Below are 17209 nucleotides of genomic sequence, written 5' to 3' on the forward strand. Positions count from 1 at the left end.
CCTCGCTACCGATTGGTCCGCTCGCCGGCCATTCTCAGGCGCTCTTCGTCGCGGCGATGATTTCGGTGAGCCGGATGCCGAAACGCGTCGGATCGCTTTCCAGCACCGTGATCTCGCCGCGCGCTATTCTGCGGCCGTTGACCACGACGTCGACCGGCTCGCCGATGCGGCGATTGAGCGCGACGGTGGAACCTTTCTGCAGCGCCATCAACTCCGACACGGGCATCTCCGTGCTGCCGAGGATGATCTGCACGTCTACCGGAATGGTCATGATGATCGAGGAATTGGCGCCAGACCGAAGCGCAGCGTCCGGACGGCCCTCCTCTTCACGGAGCACGCCGCGCAGTTCTTCGATAGCGCGATCAAGCTGCTCGCTAGGTTGGCCGGTTTCCGTTTCGGCCTCGGCTTCCACATTTGTCGCTGCCATGCTTCGTCTCCATGAATCCCGGGCCTGGCGTCAGCCCGGCATAAGTCCGTCGATGAAATCCTGCCCGGCATCATGCGGATGACTGATGCGGACGGTGTAATTCTGCCCCAGCTTGCCGAACTCGCAGACAAACAGTGTCTTGTCGCGGGCGCTGAGCCTGGCGTTGAGCTGCGCGCTCTCCTCGAATTCGATCACCTGGCCGGGTTCGAACGCGGCGAGGTCGCCGAGCGTCAGCCGGGCGAGCGGCATCGTCGCTTCGAGCCGGACGGTCGAGCGCATTACCTCTTCGGAGAAGCGGGCTCGCCAGTCGAATTCCGTGGTCTCGCCGTCCTCGCCCGTGGCGACGTCGCCGCTGCGCGAGGACAGCAGCAGACGCTGCGGGATCATCACCGTGAGCGTGCCGCTGTCGGACGGCGTCGACAAGCCATAGACGATGCGCACGGCGGCGCCGTCGCGCAGCACCCGCCGCCTCGCATCGTTGCCGGACATTGCTTTCGGCACCGGCAGGCGCAGGTCGAGCGAACGTTTGCCGGATCCGTTGAGTGCCGTCGCGACCTCCTGGAACACGCTGGTCGCGACGTCGGCCTCGATCTGCGACAGGTCGCGCTCGATCGGCGCCACCGGCTGGTCGGGATCGCCGCCGAACAGCGCGCTCACCATGACGGCGACCGCTTGCGCATCCATCACCAGCGTCATGGCGTCGGCCGAGGCCGGCGAGGCAACAACGGTCAGCGCAAAGGCATCGCCGGCGCGCGAACGCGCCTCGGGAACGCGGCCGACCTCCACCACTTGCAGATCGACGATCACTGGCGCGCCGAGCTCGCCCGCAAGCGCCTTCTGCAACACCGGCAGCGCCCGCTCGGCCATGCCGCGGCCGACGCCGATCACCTGCGCCGCCTCGCCGCTGTCGCCGACGAGCCGCTCGATGATCAACTCCCGGGTTTGCGAAGGACTGCCCGGACTTGTCATGACGGCAGGCGGCCCTGTCTCGGATGCAGCATGCTCAGGCCGCCTTCTTCTCGGCGGAGCCGGCGTTCATGGTGCTCTGCTCCACCGCGTCGATCGTCGGACGCTCGTAGGAGGATATGGTCTTGCGGCCGAATTCGATAGCCACCTGCGGCAAGGCGCCGTTCATATACGCAAGCAGCGTCTGCTTGACGATGATGTAGAGGCGATTCTTCTTTTCGCGCACCGTCTTGATCTTGGTGGCGACCGGACCGACCACCGCATAAGACAGGAAGATGCCGAGGAAGGTCCCGACGAGTGCCGCGCCGATCAGGCCGCCGAGGATTTCGGGCGACTGGTCCAACGCACCCATCGCCTTCACCACACCGAGCACGGCCGCCACGATGCCCAGCGCCGGCAGGCCGTCGCCGACCGCGACCATCGCGTGATATGCTTTCAGCTTGTCGGTGCGGATCGTCTGGATCTCTTCGTCCATCAGCGCTTCGATCTCATGCGAGCGGGCATTGCCGATGATGATGATGCGGCAGTAGTCGCAGATGAAGTTCGTCAGGTCGTGGTTCTTCAGCACGGTCGGAAAAGCTTGGAAGATGGCCGACTCCTCCGGATTGTCGATATGCGCCTCGACTTCGCTGCGCGACTTCGAGCGCAGTTCGCGCATCAGGCTGTGCAGGACGCCCAGCGTCTCGAGGTAGTCGCGCTCCTTCGGCACCGCCTGTTTGAAGGCTTCGAGAATACCCTTGCCGGTATCCTTGACGGTCTTCATCGGATTGGCGACGAGGAAGGTGCCGAGCGCGGCGCCGCAGATGACCACCGCTTCCCATGGCTGCATCAGCACATGCAGATGCCCGCCCATGGCCATGAAGCCGCCGAGGACGCAGCCGAGCGTCACCACAAGTCCGATCAGAATGCCCACGACAGGTCCTTCCGCATGTCACGTCGTGATCAGGGATAGTCCTCGTGCCTTGTGTGAGGCTTGAATCGAAGGCCGCGAACGCGATTCAGCTTCGCGCAAGGAAGTGACGTTATTGTGCAGGGATAGCTTCGGCCGGAGGCGTGTCCTTGCTCAGTACCTACACCAGCTACCAGTTGATCGCGAAAGACATCAACAAATCGATCGTCCAGGTTGAGAAACAGCCGATGGTCGATCGCGATACGCAGTATTATCTGGCCAATATCGGCAAGGTTACATCGATCGACGATTTCGTAAACAATGATCGGCTGTTCAAATATGCCATGAAGGCTTACGGGCTGGAGGACATGGACTATGCCAAGGCCTTCATGGTCAAGGCGCTGAAGGAAGGCATCTCCGACGCCGACAGCTTCGCCAACAAGCTGACCGACAAGCGCTACGCCCAGTTCGTCGCTGCCTTCAACTTCGCCACCGATGGCACCAGTGCGACGATCTACAACCCGACACAGCAGCAGGTTACGGCGAACTACGCTACACAGGCCGAGATCGCCGGCCTTGATCCGGATTCGGACTATGTAAAAGGCGAGACGACCTACTATCTCGCCAACATCACCAAGGTGAAGTCGATCGACGATCTGATGTCGAACGACCGGCTCTACACTTACGCGCTGGCCGCATTCGGCCTGGATTCGGCCACCGAGGACAAGGACCTCATCAAGTCCGTCCTGCAAGGCGGCGTGAAGGATCCCGACAGCGTCGCCAACCAGCAAACCAACAAGGCCTATGCCGGGCTCGCCGCCGCTTTCAACTTCGCACAGTACGGCGACACGACCACCACTCGCGTTGCGGCGCAGCAGCCGACCGTCGACATGTATCTGCGCCAGACATTGGAAGAGAATGCCGGCCAGACCAACGAAGGCGTGCGGCTGGCGCTTTATTTCCAGCGCAAGGCGCCCGACATCACCAGCTGGTACGACGTGCTCGCCGACACCGCTTTAGCCAGCGTGGTCCGCGCAGCGCTCGGCCTGCCCGATTCCTTTGCCACCGCCGACATCGACAAGCAGGCGCAGCTCTTCGAGCAGAAGCTCGACATCTCGGACTTCTCCGACCCCGAGAAGCTCAGCAAGTTCCTGACCCGCTTCACCAGCATGTACGAGATCAACCACCCGACCTCGACGGCGGTGACGTCTGTCAGCGTGCTCTTCGCGCAGCCGACCAGTGTCGGCATCTCCACCGATCTGATGATGGCCATGCAGCAGTTGAAGTTCTGAGAAGATCATGCAGGACAGTCTTTACGTCGCCCTTTCCTCGCAGATCGCGCTCGAGCGCCGTCTCGACACCATCGCCGATAACGTCGCCAACGCCTCGACCATCGGCTTTCGCGCCACCGGCGTGAAGTTCGAGGACGTGGTCTCGGGCACCGGGCCGAAGTCGGTCTCCTTCGCCTCCTCCGGCAAGACCTACCTTTCCGGCGCGCATGGCGCGCTGACCGAAACCGGCAATCCGTTCGACTTCGCCATCCAGGGCGACGCCTGGTTCGCCATCGAGACACCCGCCGGCACGGTGATGACGCGCGACGGCCGCTTCTCCATGAACGAGAACGGCGAACTGATGTCGACCGAAGGCTATCCGGTGCTGGACGGCGGCGGCGCTCCGATCCAGCTCGATCCGCGCAACGGCCCGCCCAAGGCGGGCGCCGACGGCTCGCTCAGGCAGAACGACCAGTTGGTCGGCGCCATCGGTCTCTACAATTTCGACCCCGGCGAGAATTTCGTCCGCTACGGCAATTCGGGCATCGTTCCGGCGCGCACGCCCGAACCCGTCACCGATCGCTCGGACGTCGGCGTCGCTCAAGGATTTCTGGAAGAGTCGAACGTCAACCCGGTGCTGGAAATGACCCGGCTGATCCAGGTGCAGCGCGCTTTCGAGAACACGGCGGCGCTGATGCGGCAGACCGATTCCTCCACCGACGACGCGATCAAGACGCTTGGCTCGAAGTGACGGCATGACGAACGGCTCGTCCTTGTTGCGCGCTTCCGATAGCCCGGCGGATACCGGGCGTGCCGACAGGCTGGCCGCGCTCGAACGCGTCTGGCAGCGGTTCGACGATCCGCAGGCACTGCTTGCGCGCGGCGGCCGCGTCGTCGAGATATCGCCGACACATTACAAGGTCCGTGGCCTGTCCGGGATTGCCAGGCTCGGCGACATCGTCGAGCAGCGGGGCAAGGCCGGCGCACGCCGCGGCGAGATCGTCAAGATCGGCAGCGACGAGGTGGTGGTCGCGCCTTTCGAACGCAGCACCGATGCCGGCATCGGCGATGCCGTCTTTCGCCGCGGCCCACTCGCGGTCACGCCGCATGTCTCCTGGCGCGGGCGCGCGATCGACGCCTTGACCCGCGTCATTGACGGCGGTCCGCCGCTGGTCAGGCCGAATGCAGCCGATGCCGCGCATAGCGCGACGCCCGGCGCCATGGCGCGCCAGCGCGTCGGCACCGGCTTCCTCACCGGCGTCAGGGTGATCGACATCTTCACGCCGCTCTGCTTCGGCCAGCGGCTTGGCATCTTCGCCGGTTCCGGCGTCGGCAAATCGACGCTGCTTGCGATGCTGGCCGGCGCCGAGGCCTTCGATACGGTGGTCGTGGCGCTGATCGGCGAGCGCGGCCGCGAGGTGCGCGAATTCCTCGAGGATACGATCGGCGCCCAGAGCATGGCCAAGACCGTCGCCGTCGTCGCCACCAGCGATGAAAGCGCCATGATGCGCCGGCGCGCGCCCGACACGGCCATGTGCGTGGCTGAGCATTTCCGCGACCAGGGCCATCGCGTGCTGTTGGTGCTGGACTCCATCACGCGCTTCGCGCATGCGCTGCGTGAGGTGGCGACCGGAACGGGCGAGCCGCCGGTCGCGCGCGGCTATCCAGCCTCGGTCTTCACCGACCTGCCGAAATTGCTCGAACGCGCCGGGCCGGGGGCCGAAGGTCCCGGGGTTAAAGGTAGGGGTTCGATCACCGCCATCATTTCCGTGCTGGTCGACGGCGACGACCACAATGATCCGGTCGCCGACTCGGTGCGCGGCATCCTCGACGGCCATGTCGTGCTCGACCGCGCGCTCGCCGAGCAGGGTCGTTATCCGCCGGTCAATCCGCTGTCGTCGATCTCGCGCCTTGCCGACAAGGCCTGGAGCGCCGAGCAGCGCATGCTGGTGACAAGGCTGAAATCGATGATCGCGCGCTTCGAGGATACACGCGACATCCGTCTGCTGGGCGCTTACCAGAGCGGCGCCGATGCCGAGCTCGACAACGCGGTGCGCCAGGTGCCGCTGATTTACGAGGCGCTCACGCAGTCGCCGAGGGACCGCGCATCGGCCGATCCGTTCGCCGACCTCGCCCGCCATCTCAAGGGGAAGCTGAATGGCGATCAAGGAGACTGATCTCCAATACACCGAGCGCATGCTGCGCGACATGCTTGCAGAGGCCGAGGCGGCGGAAAGAGCCGAGGCAGACGCGGCAAGACCTGCCAAGGACAAGGCCGCGCGCGCCAAGGCTGAGAAAGCAACGGCGCTTCTGACCAAAGCCGACAGGCCGCGTCCGCCGCGGACATCCGCCACAAGTACCGCCGACGTTGCACAAGCCAGCCGCGATTCGTTGCTCGACGGCCTTTTTCCCCGCGCCGAATGGCCCGAGCCGCCGAAAGCCCAGTTCCCGCGCCTCACCGACAAGAGCGCCGACCGCCGCAGCGATTTCGTCATTGCCGCGCTCGGCATCACGCTCGGCCTGATCTGCGCGCTGTTCCCCTGGTATATCTTCTTCAACCAGGAGCAGTTCGGCGTTCAGGCGATCAAGTTCGGCGGCAGCGGCGGCAATTCCGGACGCGCCGGCGGTGGCGTCGTGGCCGAACGCAGCGGGCCGCTGACGGCCAAGGACGTTCCCAATGCCGATATCGACCTGTTCGCCACCGGAACGGTGCAGGACGACCTCGCGCCGCCGCCCGGCGATCAGCCCTTCCCGGCCGCCGCCTCGGAATTCAAGATGGTGCATGTCGCCAACGACCGCGCCATGATCGAGGACGATGCCGGTCTGTGGATCGTCCAGCGCGGCTCTGTCCTGCCCGATTCCAGCCGCGTCGCCTCGATCGAGCAGCGCGGCGGCAAGTGGGTGATCGTCACCAGCACCGACAAGGTGATCCAGCTCTCCAAGTAAGAACCCGGGCCTTACAGCTCGTCCCGCGCAAGGTCCGCGCAAGACTGGCCGCCTAGTCTTGTGCGTACTTGCCCGGGAGATTCCCATGGAACCCGTAAATCTTTTCGATCTTGCCACGCGGCAATCGCAATGGCTGGCCGTGCGCCAGTCGGCGATTGCCTCGAATATCGCCAATGCCAACACGCCGGGCTACACGGCCAATGACGTCGAGCCCTTCGAAAAGGTCCTCGACCGCACCGCGGTGACGCTTGCCGCCACGCAGGCTGGCCACCTTGGCGCCGAAACGGCCCATGCCGGCTTCAACGTCAGGCCGGAAGACGCTGACGGCGCGATCATGCCGTCGAAGAACACCGTGGTCCTCGAGCAGGAGCTGATGAAGGCCGGCGAGGTCCGCCGCTCCTTCGAGCTCAACACGGCGATCGTCAAGGCCTTCCATTCGATGATGACGATGGTGGTGAAGAGCTGATCATGGATGCGCTGACTGCAGCCCTCAAAGTCGCGGCTTCCGGTCTTGGCGCCCAGTCGGAGCGCCTGCGCGTGGTCTCGGAAAACCTAGCCAACGCCCAATCGACCGGCAGCACGCCGGGCGCCGAGCCCTATCGTCGCAAGACGATCACCTTTCAGTCCGAGGTCGACCGCGCAACCGGCGGCTCGCTGGTGGAAGTCAGCGCGATCTCCCGCGATCCTTCGGACTTCCCGATCGAATTCCAGCCCGGCAACGAAGCCGCCGACAACAAAGGGTACGTCAAGATGCCCAACGTCAACACGTTGGTCGAAATGGCCGACATGAGCGAGGCGAACCGCTCCTACGAAGCCAACCTGCAGGTCATCAAGCAGGCTCGCGATCTGATTTCCATGACCATCGACCTGATGAGGAACCAGTAATGATCGGCGGTATCGGGGCAATACAATTCAAAACGGCGGTCGATGGAGCGGAACAGGCTTCACCGGGTCTGCTGCGGGGCGGTGTCGGAACGCAGGCCGGCGAAAGCGTCGGCAGCACCTTCGCCGAAGTCCTCGGCCAGGCGGCGACGAAGACCGTCAACACGCTGCAGGGCGCAGAGCAGATGTCGATACAGGCGCTCAAGGGCGATGCCGACACGCGCCAGGTCGTCGATGCTGTGCTGAGCGCCCAGCAGGCGCTGCAGACCACCATCGCGATCCGCGACAAGGTCGTCTCGGCCTATCTCGAAATCAGTCGCATGAGTATCTAGGAGCGCGTCATGAAAGCCCTTGCCATCGCCGCCACAGGCATGAACGCCCAGCAGACCAACCTGGAAGTCATCGCCAACAACATCGCCAACATCAACACCACCGGCTACAAGCGGGCGCGGGCCGAATTCTCCGACCTGCTCTACCAGGTCGACCGCACGCAGGGCGTGCCCAACCGCTCCAATACCTCGCTGGTGCCGGAAGGCGTCTCGATCGGTCTTGGCGTCAAGACGACGGCGGTGCGCAACGTCCACACGCAAGGTGAATTGGCCAGCACCGGCAACAGCTTCGACCTGGCATTGACCGGCAGAGGCTGGTTCCAGATCGAGGGTGCCGACGGCGGCACGCTCTATACCCGCGCCGGCGCCTTCAACACCAATGCCACCGGGCAGCTCGTGACCGCCGACGGCGCCAACGTCATCCCCGCCATCACCGTGCCGACCGACGCCATCGAGGTGATCGTCAACAAGACCGGCCAGGTCTTTGCCCGCATCGACGGCCAGACCAATTTGCAGCTGCTTGGCCAGCTTCAGATCGTCAACTTCGCCAATGAGGCGGGCCTGGCGCCGCTCGGCGACAACCTTTTCCAGGAAACGGCTGCCTCCGGCCCGGCCAATGTCGGCGTTCCCGGCGATCCGGGCTTCGCCACGATCCAGCAGGGTTATCTCGAGTCTTCCAACGTCGATCCAGTCAAGGAAATCACCGAGCTGATCTCTGCCCAGCGCGCCTACGAAATGAATTCCAAGGTCATCCAGGCCGCCGACGACATGGCCTCGGTGGTCTCCAAGAACATTAGGTAACGGATGATGGCCGGGCCGATCTCCTCCGCACTCCGTCGCGCCGCGCTGGCCACCGCCCTGGTGGCCACCGGCATGCCGGCTTTCGCGCAGGATGCGACCGGCCGGTCGGCGAACCAGATCGCCGCCGGCCAGGCCGTCGGCGAGGCCGTGCTGATCCCCAACCGGGTCATCTATCCCGGCGAGACCATCGAGCCCGCCTCGCTCAAGCAGGTGACGCTCATCCCCGGCAAGCACAAGCCGGACGGCATGGCGACGCGCTCCGAGGAACTCCAGGGCAAGGTCGCCAAGCGCACGCTTCTGCCCGGCCGGTATATTCCGGTCAGCGCCATCCGCGACGCCTGGCTGGTCGAGCAGGGCGCTTCCGTGCAGGTCTATTTCACCGCCGGCGCCCTCACCATTTCGGCCGCCGGCGTCACGCTGCAGCCAGGTGCTGCCGGCGACCAGATCAAGATCCGCAACGTCGACAGCGGCAAGATCATCTCGGGCACGGTGATGGCCGACGGCACCATCCAGGTCGGCGCTTCGTGATGCGGGTGCTTGTCCTCCTGCTGAGCGCGGCCATCGGCCTTCAGCCGGCATTGGCGGACGGTCTTACGCCCAAGGCCAAGCGCGAGCTGGCGCAGAAAAACGGCGGCGTCTACGACGATCCGGAATACGATCCGGCCACCACCCAGCGCATGTTCCGAGTCTCCACCGGGCCGAGCACGCTGCCGCCCGGCCAGGTCGCGGCGCGCATCAAGGACATCGCCCAGCTGCAAAGCGCGCGCGATAACCAGCTCGTCGGCTATGGCCTGGTCATCGGCCTCGCCGGAACCGGCGACAGCCTGCGCAACTCGCCCTTCACCGAACAGTCGATCCGCGCCATGCTGGAAAATCTCGGCATCGCCACCGAAGGCGGCAGCGCGCGCGCCAAGAACGTGGCCGCCGTCATCGTCACCGCCAACATGCCGCCCTTCGTCCAGTCGGGCAGCCGCATCGACATCGACGTCTCTTCGATGGGCGACGCCACCTCGCTCGCCGGCGGCACGCTGGTGATGACGCCGCTGAAGGCAGCCGATGGCGAGATCTATGCCGTCGGACAGGGCTCGGTGATCGTAGGCGGCTTCACCGCCCAGGGCCAGGCCGAGCAGTTGACTCAAGGCGTGCCGACCGCCGGCCGCGTGCCGAACGGCGCCATCGTCGAGCGTTCGGTGCCGGCCGAATTCGACGACCAGGGCGTGTTGACGCTGCAATTGCGCAATCCCGATTTCTCCACCGCCATCCGCATCGCCGACGCCATCAACGATTACACCTCGCAGCGCTTCGGCATGCGGGTCGCCGCCGAACGCGACGCCCGCACGGTGCAGATCAGGCGGCCGAAGAATGTCTCCGCCGCGCGTTTTTATGCCGAGATCGAAAATCTGGTCGTCGAATCCGACGCCCCTGCCCGCGTCGTCATCGACGAACGCACCGGCACCATCGTCATCGGCAGCAATGTCAGGATCTCGCGCGTGGCGATCAGCCATGGCACGCTTACGGTGCGCATCACCGAAGCGCCGAAGGTGGTCCAGCCGGAACCCTTCTCCAGAGGCGAGACCGCGGTCGAGCCTTTTACCGCCATCGAGGCAAGCCGGCCCGACGCGCGCGTCGCCGTGCTCGACGGTCCCAACCTCGAAACGCTCGTTTCCGGTCTCAATCGCCTCGGCGTGAAGCCCGACGGCATCATCGCCATCCTGCAAGGCATCAAATCGGCCGGCGCCCTGCAGGCCGACCTGGTTCTCCAATAGGCACGCCGATGACCGCACTTTCCTCCCAAACACCCCGCCGTCACCTGAGCTTCTGCGCCATCGGAGCAATGGTTGCTCTGCTTGGCGGGACCGCCGCCCATGCGGACGAGGTACGACAGGTGTTGCCGGGCGGTCAGGCGCCGGTTCAGCCGGCCCAGCTCACACACGAAAGCGCGCCGCTTCGGCCGGCTGCGCTCGCGGCCGGCAAGGCGCCTGACGAAAGCGAGGTCCAGCGCTTCTGCTCCAACATCGCGGACGCCGCGCGCGACCGCCGCTACGCGCTTCAGGCCGAGGAATTGAAGCAGCTGCAGGCCGGCATCGACGAGCGCATGAAAGCGCTCGAGGCAAAGCGGGCCGAGTACGAAGAATGGTTGAAGCGCCGCGAAGTGTTCCTGGCGCGCGCCGAGGACGGCGTCGTCAAGATCTATGCCGGCATGAAGCCCGACGCTGCCGCCGAACGGCTGGCGATGGTCAATGCCGAGCTCGCGGCAGCCATCCTGATGAAGCTCGATTCGCGCAAGGCCGGCGTCATCTTGAACGAAATGGACCAGAAGGCGGCGGCGACGCTCACCGGCATCATGGCCAGCGCGGCGCGAAGGGTTGATCCGTCATGAAGTTGAAATTCTTTGTTTTCGTCGCGGTTGCGGCATTGTCCGGCTGCGGCACCAATTTCAAGGAGATTGGCCGGGAGCCCGCTCTGTCGCCGGTCGGTTCCGGCATCGGTGAGGGCGGTTCCGGCCCCTACAGCTATCCCGAGCCGCCTGCCTCGCGGCCGAAGAAATTCTCGCTGTGGGACGATCGCCAGAGCCGGCTCTTCACCGATCCGCGCGCGCTGCGCGCCGGCGACATCCTTACCGTCAACATCAAGCTCAACGACAGGGCCAATTTCAAGAACCAGAACGACCGCAGCCGCACCGCCGCGCGCAAGCTCGGCTACGACGTCAATCTCGGCTGGGAAAGTGCAAGCACCAGCGGCAAGGGCGACGCCGGCCTGAGCTCCAGCACCGAGACCAATGCCGACGGCGAGATCAAGCGCTCGGAGGACATCGCCCTCAACGTCGCCGCCGTCGTTACCGAGGTGCTGCCCAACGGCAATCTGATGATCAGGGGCTCGCAGGAGGTCCGCGTCAACTACGAACTTCGGGTGCTGACCATCGCCGGCATGGTTCGTCCGTCCGACATCGGCGCGGAGAACACCATCCCCTACGAGCGCATCGCCGAAGCGCGCATTTCCTATGGCGGCCGAGGCCGTGTGAGCGAGGTCCAGCAGCCGGCCTATGGCCAGCAGGTCCTCGACCAGGTTCTTCCTTTCTAGGGCCGGGGGAAGCGCTGCCGTGGCGAACATCGAACAGGTCCAGCCCAAGAAGGGACCTTCCCTGGCGATCCAGCTCGCCATGCTGTTGGTCATAACGGGCGCGGCGGTCGGCATGGGCTGGCTTTCCGGCGGCTATCTCAAGCAAGGCGAAACGCCGGCACCGGTGCCCGCGGCGCCGGAAAACGCCGGCACCGCGGAGAAACCCGCCGAAGGCGGCAAGGCGGCCGCCGGGCCGGCGCTGGTTCAACTGGCGCCGATCACCACCAATCTCGCCTCGCCGTCGGACGTCTGGATCCGGCTGGAGGCGTCGCTGCTCTACGATGCTCCCCAGCCGACGGAAATGGCCGAGCAGATCCACCAGGACCTGCTCGCCTATGTGCGCACGCTCAAGCTGCACCAGATCGAAGGCGCCAGCGGCTACCAGCATCTCAAGGCCGATCTCGAGGAGCGCGCGGCGCTGCGCAGCGGCGGCCACGTCAAACAGGTTCTCGTCAGGACGATGCTGCTCGAATGAGAAAGTTCCTCATAGCCACCGCGCTCATCGTCGTCACCACTTCCGTCGCCGCGGCCCAGCAGCTCGATCTTAGCGGCATCGGCAAGGCCGACGGTACGACCGTCGGCTATCTGATTCAGATGTTCGGCCTGCTCACCGTGCTTTCGGTGGCGCCGGGCCTCTTGATCATGGTGACGAGCTTCACCCGCTTCGTCATCGCCTTCTCGATCCTGCGCGCCGGCATCGGCCTGCAATCGACGCCGGCCAACCTGATCCTGATCTCGCTCTCGTTGTTCATGACTTTCTATGTCATGGCGCCGACCTTCGACCAGGCCTGGAACACCGGCGTCAAGCCGCTGATGGACAACCAGATCACGCAGGCCGAGGCGTTCGAGAAGATTTCCGGCCCGTTCCGCGACTTCATGCTGCACAATGTGCGCGACAAGGACTTCGATCTCTTCGCCGACCTCGCCCGCGAACGCGGCCAAACCGTCTCGCGCGAGAGCGTCGACCTGCGCATCCTGGTGCCGGCCTTCATGATCTCGGAGATCCGGCGCGGCTTCGAGATCGGCTTCCTCATCGTCCTGCCCTTCCTCGTCATCGACCTCATCGTCGCCACCGTCACCATGGCCATGGGCATGATGATGCTGCCGCCAACGGTGGTATCGCTGCCGTTCAAGATCCTGTTCTTCGTGCTGATCGATGGCTGGAACCTTCTGGTCGGCAGCCTGGTGCGATCCTTCACTTGACGCACCCGGCGCGGGTGCCGAAACGGCGCCCGTTCCACTCGAATTTTACGCAATATATTTTCGATTAACCGTCCGATTTAGCTCTTTGGTAGCAACTTGCCGCCATAGTCGCCTGCAGATGGCGGGTGATCGGGTTCACAGATCATTGGCATGATGCCGCACCGTCATACCGGACATGCCGGTATGTCAAAAAAATCCGTGTAAAAACAAGGTACGTGTACCATGGCCAGTATCATGACCAACGCCTCGGCGTTGACCGCTCTGCAGAGCTTGAACGCCACCCAGAAGAACCTCGACACCACCCAGTCCCGCATCTCGACGGGTTATCGCGTCTCGCAGGCTTCCGACAACGCCGCTTACTGGTCGATCGCCACCACGATGCGCTCCGACAACCAGGCCATGTCCACCGTCTCGGACGCTCTCGGCCTCGGCGCCTCGAAGGTCGACACCGCCTACACCGGCATGGACAGCGCGATCTCGACCATCAACCAGATCCAGCAGAAGCTGACCGCTTCCTACGGCCAGACCGATGCTTCGAAGGAAAAGACGCAGGTCGAAATCGCCGCTCTTCAGAACCAGTTGAAGGCCTATGCCGACGGCGCCACCTTCTCCGGCACCAACATGCTGTCGGTCAACAGCGGCGCCACCGCCACCAGCGCAGCCGACGTCAAGATCGTTTCGGCCTTCAACCGCGACGCCAGCGGCTCGGTTTCGATCTCGACGATCGATGTCAACGTGGAAAGCATCAAGCTCTACGAGGCTGGCACCGCGGCGGGTGTGTCGAAGGGTATTCTCGACGCCGACCGCGTCGGCGCGTCCGGCGCTGTCACCACCACCGTGCAAAACCCGACCCTGGGTGCAGCATCGGCGGCGGGCGACACCTATTCGGTCGCCACCATGAAGATCTTCTCCGGCACCACCGCTGCCAGCGATACCCAGATCGCGGATATGATGAAGGTTGTCGACGCTGCGCTCAAAGACATGACGAACGCCGCCACCAAGCTCGGCGCCGCCAAGAGCTCGATCGACCTGCAGAAGACCTTCACCTCGAGCCTGATGGACTCCATCGACCGCGGCGTCGGCCAGCTTGTCGATGCCGACATGAACAAGGAATCGACCCGCCTCCAGGCGCTGCAGGTCCAGCAGCAGCTCGGCGTCCAGGCGCTGTCGATCGCCAACGGTTCGTCGCAGTCGATCCTGTCGCTCTTCCGCGGCTGATCGCTCTATACTGACCAGGCTAAAGCATCGGGCCGCGCCAAAAGCGCGGCCCGATTTTCGTTTGCTCAAGGCCCGCGCAACCCTCGTTTCTTAACTTCTCGAAAGCCTACTTTTAACAGGCCATTAACCATATCGCGCTAGATATGGTTAACCAACGACTTACGACAGGTTGTCGAGTCGGCCCGACCGGCACGACCGCAACCGATGGGCAGGTCGAGACCCGGCCTGTGTGGCATGCCGGCTTTTGAGAAGGAGCGAGTTTCTTGGCGAGCATCATGACGAACGCTGCGGCGTTGACTGCACTTCAAAGCCTCAACGCCACCAACAAATCGCTCGAGCAGACGCAGGCCCGGATCTCGACCGGCTACCGGGTCTCCGAGGCCTCCGATAACGCCGCCTACTGGTCGATCGCCACCACCATGCGCTCCGACAACTCGGCGCTGTCGACCGTGCAGGACGCGCTCGGGCTTGGCGCCTCGAAGGTCGACACCGCCTATACCGGCATGAACAACGTCCTTTCGACGATCGGCCAGATCAAGACCAAGCTTTTGTCGGCCGTCGGCCAGTCGGGTGCCAACAAGGCCAAGACGCAGACCGAAATCACCACGCTGCAGGCGCAGATGAAATCCTTCGCCGACGCCGCCACCTTCTCGGGCTCTAATTATCTTTCGGTGACGTCGACGCAGGTCGCGGCCGCCAATGACGGCGTCCAGCCTGACGCCAAGATCGTCTCTTCGTTCAATCGCTCCTCGTCCGGCGCCATCTCTCTCGGCACCATCGACATCGATATCGAGAGCACCAAGCTGTTCGATTCCGGCCTCTCCACCGCCGTCAAGAATCAGGGCATCCTCGATCGCCAGACTTCGATCTATTCCACCGCCGCGGACCAGTCGGCATATGACGCCGCCTATGCGGCCTCGATCGCCGGCGGCGCCACCGACATCGCCGCCAACACCGCGGGCCAGGGCGCTGTGACCGGCACGCCCGTCAAGATCGACAACGTCTCCGCCTTCAATCTCGACATCACGGCAACGGGCGTGACCGACGACATCATCACGCAGATGGTCACCAAGATCGACAACGTCATGAGTCAGCTTACTGACGCCGCCACCGTGCTCGGCGCCGCCAAGAGCTCGATCGACCTGCAGAAGACCTTCACGCAGAGCCTGATGGACTCCATCGATCGCGGCGTCGGCCAGCTCGTCGATGCCGACATGAACAAGGAATCGACTCGCCTCCAGGCCCTGCAGGTTCAGCAGCAGCTCGGCATCCAGTCCCTGTCGATCGCCAACAGCTCCTCGCAGTCGATCCTGCAGCTGTTCAAGAACGGCTAAGCCGCGGGATTACTCCCACCAGAAAAAGGCCGCGCCTGAGGCGCGGCCTTTTTCGTTGCTCGATAAGACGCCGGTTCGACGCTTTGCGGGCTCTTCGGCGGCACGCCTATCATCCTCGCACAAGCTTCGCGGTCTAGTCTTCCGGCGGACAGTCATGCTGGGAGCGGTTGAAACGTGCCGGAACAGATCCAGAGCATCATCGCGAATTTGAAGAGCTTCGGCGTCAGGCGTCTGGCGCTCATGGGCGGCATCGCGGCCCTGGTCATGGCCGTCATCGGCATCGCGTCCGTCTATCTTAACCGACCGGCCTATGAAACGCTCTATGTCGGCCTCGAGCGTTCCGACGTCAACCAGATCGGCCTGGTGCTGGCCGATGCCGGCATCGGTTTCGATGTCGGCTCCGACGGGACCTCCGTGCTGGTGCCGGCCGGCACCACCGCGCAGGCGCGCATGCTGCTTGCCGAGAAGGGACTGCCGACCAGCGCCAACGCCGGCTACGAGCTGTTCGACAATGTCGGCTCGCTCGGCCTTACCTCCTTCATGCAGCAGATCACCCGCGTGCGCGCGCTGGAAGGCGAGATCGCGCGCACCATCCAGTCGATTTCCGGCGTCAAGGCGGCGCGCGTCCACATCGTCATGTCCGAGCGCGCCAATTTCCGTCGCGACGAGCAGCAGCCCTCCGCCTCGGTGGTCATCCGCTATGCCGGCAACGATGCCGAGAAGAGCGCCATGTCGATCCGCCACCTCGTCGCCGCGGCTGTTCCCGGCCTCTCGGCCGACAAGGTCACGGTGCTCGATTCCAACGGCAACCTTTTGGCCGCCGGCGACGATCCGTCCAACACGAGTGCGGCGCGCACGCTCGGCGTCGAGCAGACGGTCGAGGCGCAGATCGGCGACAACATCCGCCGCGCGCTCACCCCTTATCTCGGTCCGGACAATTTCCGCGCCAGCGTCAAGGCCGACGTCAACACCGACACGCGCCAGACCGAGGAAACGATCTTCGATCCGAACTCGCGCGTCGAGCGTTCGGTGCAGTCGGTGAAGACCAACGAGGCCAGCAACCAGAAACAGGCCTCGACCCCGACCAGCGTCGAGCAGAACCTGCCCGAGACGCAGACCACCAGCACGGAGGGACCGCAATCCACCTCGCAGAACGACCGCAAGGAAGAGATCACCAACTACGAGATCAACTCGAAGAAGATCGCCACTGTCTCCAACGGCTACACGGTCAACAAGATGTCGATCGCGGTCGTCGTCAACCAGGATCGCCTGAAGACCATCCTCGGCAAGGACGCTACCCCGGAGCAGATCGCCAAGCGCGTCGCCGATATCCAGAAGATGGTGGCCTCGGCGACCGGCTTCGACGACAAGCGCGGCGACGTCATCGACGTTTCGGCGGTCGAGTTCATCAACGGCCTCGACGGTGAGCCGATCGATCAGCCCGGCATCCTCGCCTCGATCGGTACCTATACAGGCACCCTGATCAATGCCGGCGCCTTCATCGTCGTCGTTTTCCTGGTGGCGTTCTTCGGCCTGAAGCCGATGGCCGCCGCGCTGACGGCGTCGGCGAACCCTGCGGCCATTGCCGGCCCGAGCTTCGACGACGTGCAGCGTTCCTTGCCGACGCCCGACGCGCCGGTCGCCGCGATCACCGCCGAGACCCCGGCCGGTACGCGCGCCGGCGCGACGCCGCTCGATGACCTGCGCCAGAAAATCCGGCCGGCGCCGCAGGAGCGGCTTGCCCGCATGGTCGACCTCAACGAGGAGCGCACCGCGCAGATCCTGCGCAAATGGGCAGCCGCCCCAGAGGCCGTGGGTTAGGC

Annotated in this window: 20 protein-coding genes; 17 read left to right on the top strand and 3 right to left on the bottom strand. The window is 64.4% G+C overall.

Annotated features, from left to right (window positions below; all coding sequences use genetic code 11):
- Nucleotides 1-34: 34 nt before the first annotated feature.
- From fliN to motA, 3 genes are read right to left on the bottom strand one after another with little or no spacing between them, the layout of a single operon-like run.
- Nucleotides 35-427, bottom strand: coding sequence for a flagellar motor switch protein FliN (fliN, locus tag FJW10_RS08265; protein ID WP_140827519.1), 393 nt, complete (start codon nt 425-427; stop codon nt 35-37).
- A gap of 30 nt (nt 428-457) precedes the next feature.
- Nucleotides 458-1396: a FliM/FliN family flagellar motor switch protein gene (locus tag FJW10_RS08270; protein WP_140899691.1), complete on the bottom strand. Its 939-nt coding sequence runs from the start codon at nt 1394-1396 to the stop codon at nt 458-460.
- 34 nt (nt 1397-1430) lie between these two features.
- Nucleotides 1431-2306 (bottom strand): flagellar motor stator protein MotA, encoded by an 876-nt coding sequence (gene motA, locus FJW10_RS08275; protein ID WP_140642105.1) that lies wholly within the window; start codon nt 2304-2306, stop codon nt 1431-1433.
- Between the two features lie 146 nt (nt 2307-2452).
- Between motA and FJW10_RS08280 the strand changes: the two genes are divergently transcribed.
- The 17 genes from FJW10_RS08280 to fliF all read left to right on the top strand — a co-directional run bounded on the left by FJW10_RS08280 (nt 2453) and on the right by fliF (nt 17207).
- A complete protein-coding gene (locus tag FJW10_RS08280; RefSeq protein ID WP_140827515.1) occupies nt 2453-3574 on the top strand; it encodes a DUF1217 domain-containing protein in 1122 nt (373 codons plus the stop codon).
- Between the two features lie 7 nt (nt 3575-3581).
- Nucleotides 3582-4304: a flagellar basal-body rod protein FlgF gene (gene flgF, locus FJW10_RS08285; RefSeq protein ID WP_140827514.1), complete on the top strand. Its 723-nt coding sequence runs from the start codon at nt 3582-3584 to the stop codon at nt 4302-4304.
- 4 nt (nt 4305-4308) lie between these two features.
- Nucleotides 4309-5730 carry a flagellar protein export ATPase FliI gene (gene fliI / locus FJW10_RS08290; protein WP_140899692.1) on the top strand — a complete coding sequence of 474 codons (1422 nt, stop codon included), beginning with the start codon at nt 4309-4311 and terminating at the stop codon, nt 5728-5730.
- Entirely contained in the window at nt 5711-6499 is a 789-nt protein-coding gene (locus FJW10_RS08295; protein WP_140899693.1) for a hypothetical protein, read from the top strand. The genes fliI and FJW10_RS08295 overlap by 20 nt, the downstream gene beginning before the upstream one ends.
- 85 nt (nt 6500-6584) lie before the next feature.
- On the top strand, nt 6585-6965 hold the full coding sequence (gene flgB, locus FJW10_RS08300) for a flagellar basal body rod protein FlgB (protein WP_140783817.1): 381 nt from the start codon (nt 6585-6587) through the stop codon (nt 6963-6965).
- A 2-nt stretch (nt 6966-6967) separates the two neighbouring features.
- Complete coding sequence (flgC, locus tag FJW10_RS08305) at nt 6968-7384, top strand: flagellar basal body rod protein FlgC (protein ID WP_140827507.1); 417 nt, start codon at nt 6968-6970, stop codon at nt 7382-7384.
- Entirely contained in the window at nt 7384-7713 is a 330-nt protein-coding gene (locus FJW10_RS08310; protein WP_140827505.1) for a flagellar hook-basal body complex protein FliE, read from the top strand. Before flgC ends, FJW10_RS08310 begins: the two co-directional genes overlap by 1 nt.
- Nucleotides 7714-7722: 9 nt before the next feature.
- A complete protein-coding gene (gene flgG, locus FJW10_RS08315) occupies nt 7723-8511 on the top strand; it encodes a flagellar basal-body rod protein FlgG (RefSeq protein ID WP_140827503.1) in 789 nt (262 codons plus the stop codon).
- Nucleotides 8512-8517: 6 nt separating this feature from the next.
- Nucleotides 8518-9039, top strand: a complete 522-nt coding sequence (flgA, locus tag FJW10_RS08320) for a flagellar basal body P-ring formation chaperone FlgA (RefSeq protein ID WP_181177457.1) — start codon at nt 8518-8520, stop codon at nt 9037-9039.
- A gap of 149 nt (nt 9040-9188) precedes the next feature.
- On the top strand, nt 9189-10277 hold the full coding sequence (locus FJW10_RS08325) for a flagellar basal body P-ring protein FlgI (protein ID WP_246674165.1): 1089 nt from the start codon (nt 9189-9191) through the stop codon (nt 10275-10277).
- A 68-nt stretch (nt 10278-10345) separates the two neighbouring features.
- Nucleotides 10346-10891, top strand: coding sequence for a MotE family protein (locus tag FJW10_RS08330; RefSeq protein WP_246674157.1), 546 nt, complete (start codon nt 10346-10348; stop codon nt 10889-10891).
- A complete protein-coding gene (flgH, locus tag FJW10_RS08335; RefSeq protein ID WP_140651607.1) occupies nt 10888-11592 on the top strand; it encodes a flagellar basal body L-ring protein FlgH in 705 nt (234 codons plus the stop codon). The genes FJW10_RS08330 and flgH overlap by 4 nt, the downstream gene beginning before the upstream one ends.
- A gap of 19 nt (nt 11593-11611) precedes the next feature.
- Nucleotides 11612-12106 carry a flagellar basal body-associated FliL family protein gene (locus tag FJW10_RS08340; protein WP_140827498.1) on the top strand — a complete coding sequence of 165 codons (495 nt, stop codon included), beginning with the start codon at nt 11612-11614 and terminating at the stop codon, nt 12104-12106.
- Entirely contained in the window at nt 12103-12834 is a 732-nt protein-coding gene (gene fliP, locus FJW10_RS08345; protein ID WP_140899696.1) for a flagellar type III secretion system pore protein FliP, read from the top strand. The genes FJW10_RS08340 and fliP overlap by 4 nt, the downstream gene beginning before the upstream one ends.
- 222 nt (nt 12835-13056) lie before the next feature.
- The gene (locus FJW10_RS08350) at nt 13057-14052 is read left to right on the top strand and encodes a flagellin (protein WP_140827494.1); all 996 of its coding nucleotides are present in this window, start codon (nt 13057-13059) and stop codon (nt 14050-14052) included.
- Between the two features lie 263 nt (nt 14053-14315).
- Nucleotides 14316-15386 carry a flagellin gene (locus FJW10_RS08355; protein WP_140899697.1) on the top strand — a complete coding sequence of 357 codons (1071 nt, stop codon included), beginning with the start codon at nt 14316-14318 and terminating at the stop codon, nt 15384-15386.
- Nucleotides 15387-15560: 174 nt separating this feature from the next.
- On the top strand, nt 15561-17207 hold the full coding sequence (gene fliF / locus FJW10_RS08360; RefSeq protein WP_140899698.1) for a flagellar basal-body MS-ring/collar protein FliF: 1647 nt from the start codon (nt 15561-15563) through the stop codon (nt 17205-17207).
- Nucleotides 17208-17209 lie beyond the last annotated feature (2 nt).

It is taken from the genome of Mesorhizobium sp. B4-1-1 (genome assembly GCF_006439375.1).
In the GTDB taxonomy this organism is placed as follows: Bacteria; Pseudomonadota; Alphaproteobacteria; order Rhizobiales; family Rhizobiaceae; genus Mesorhizobium.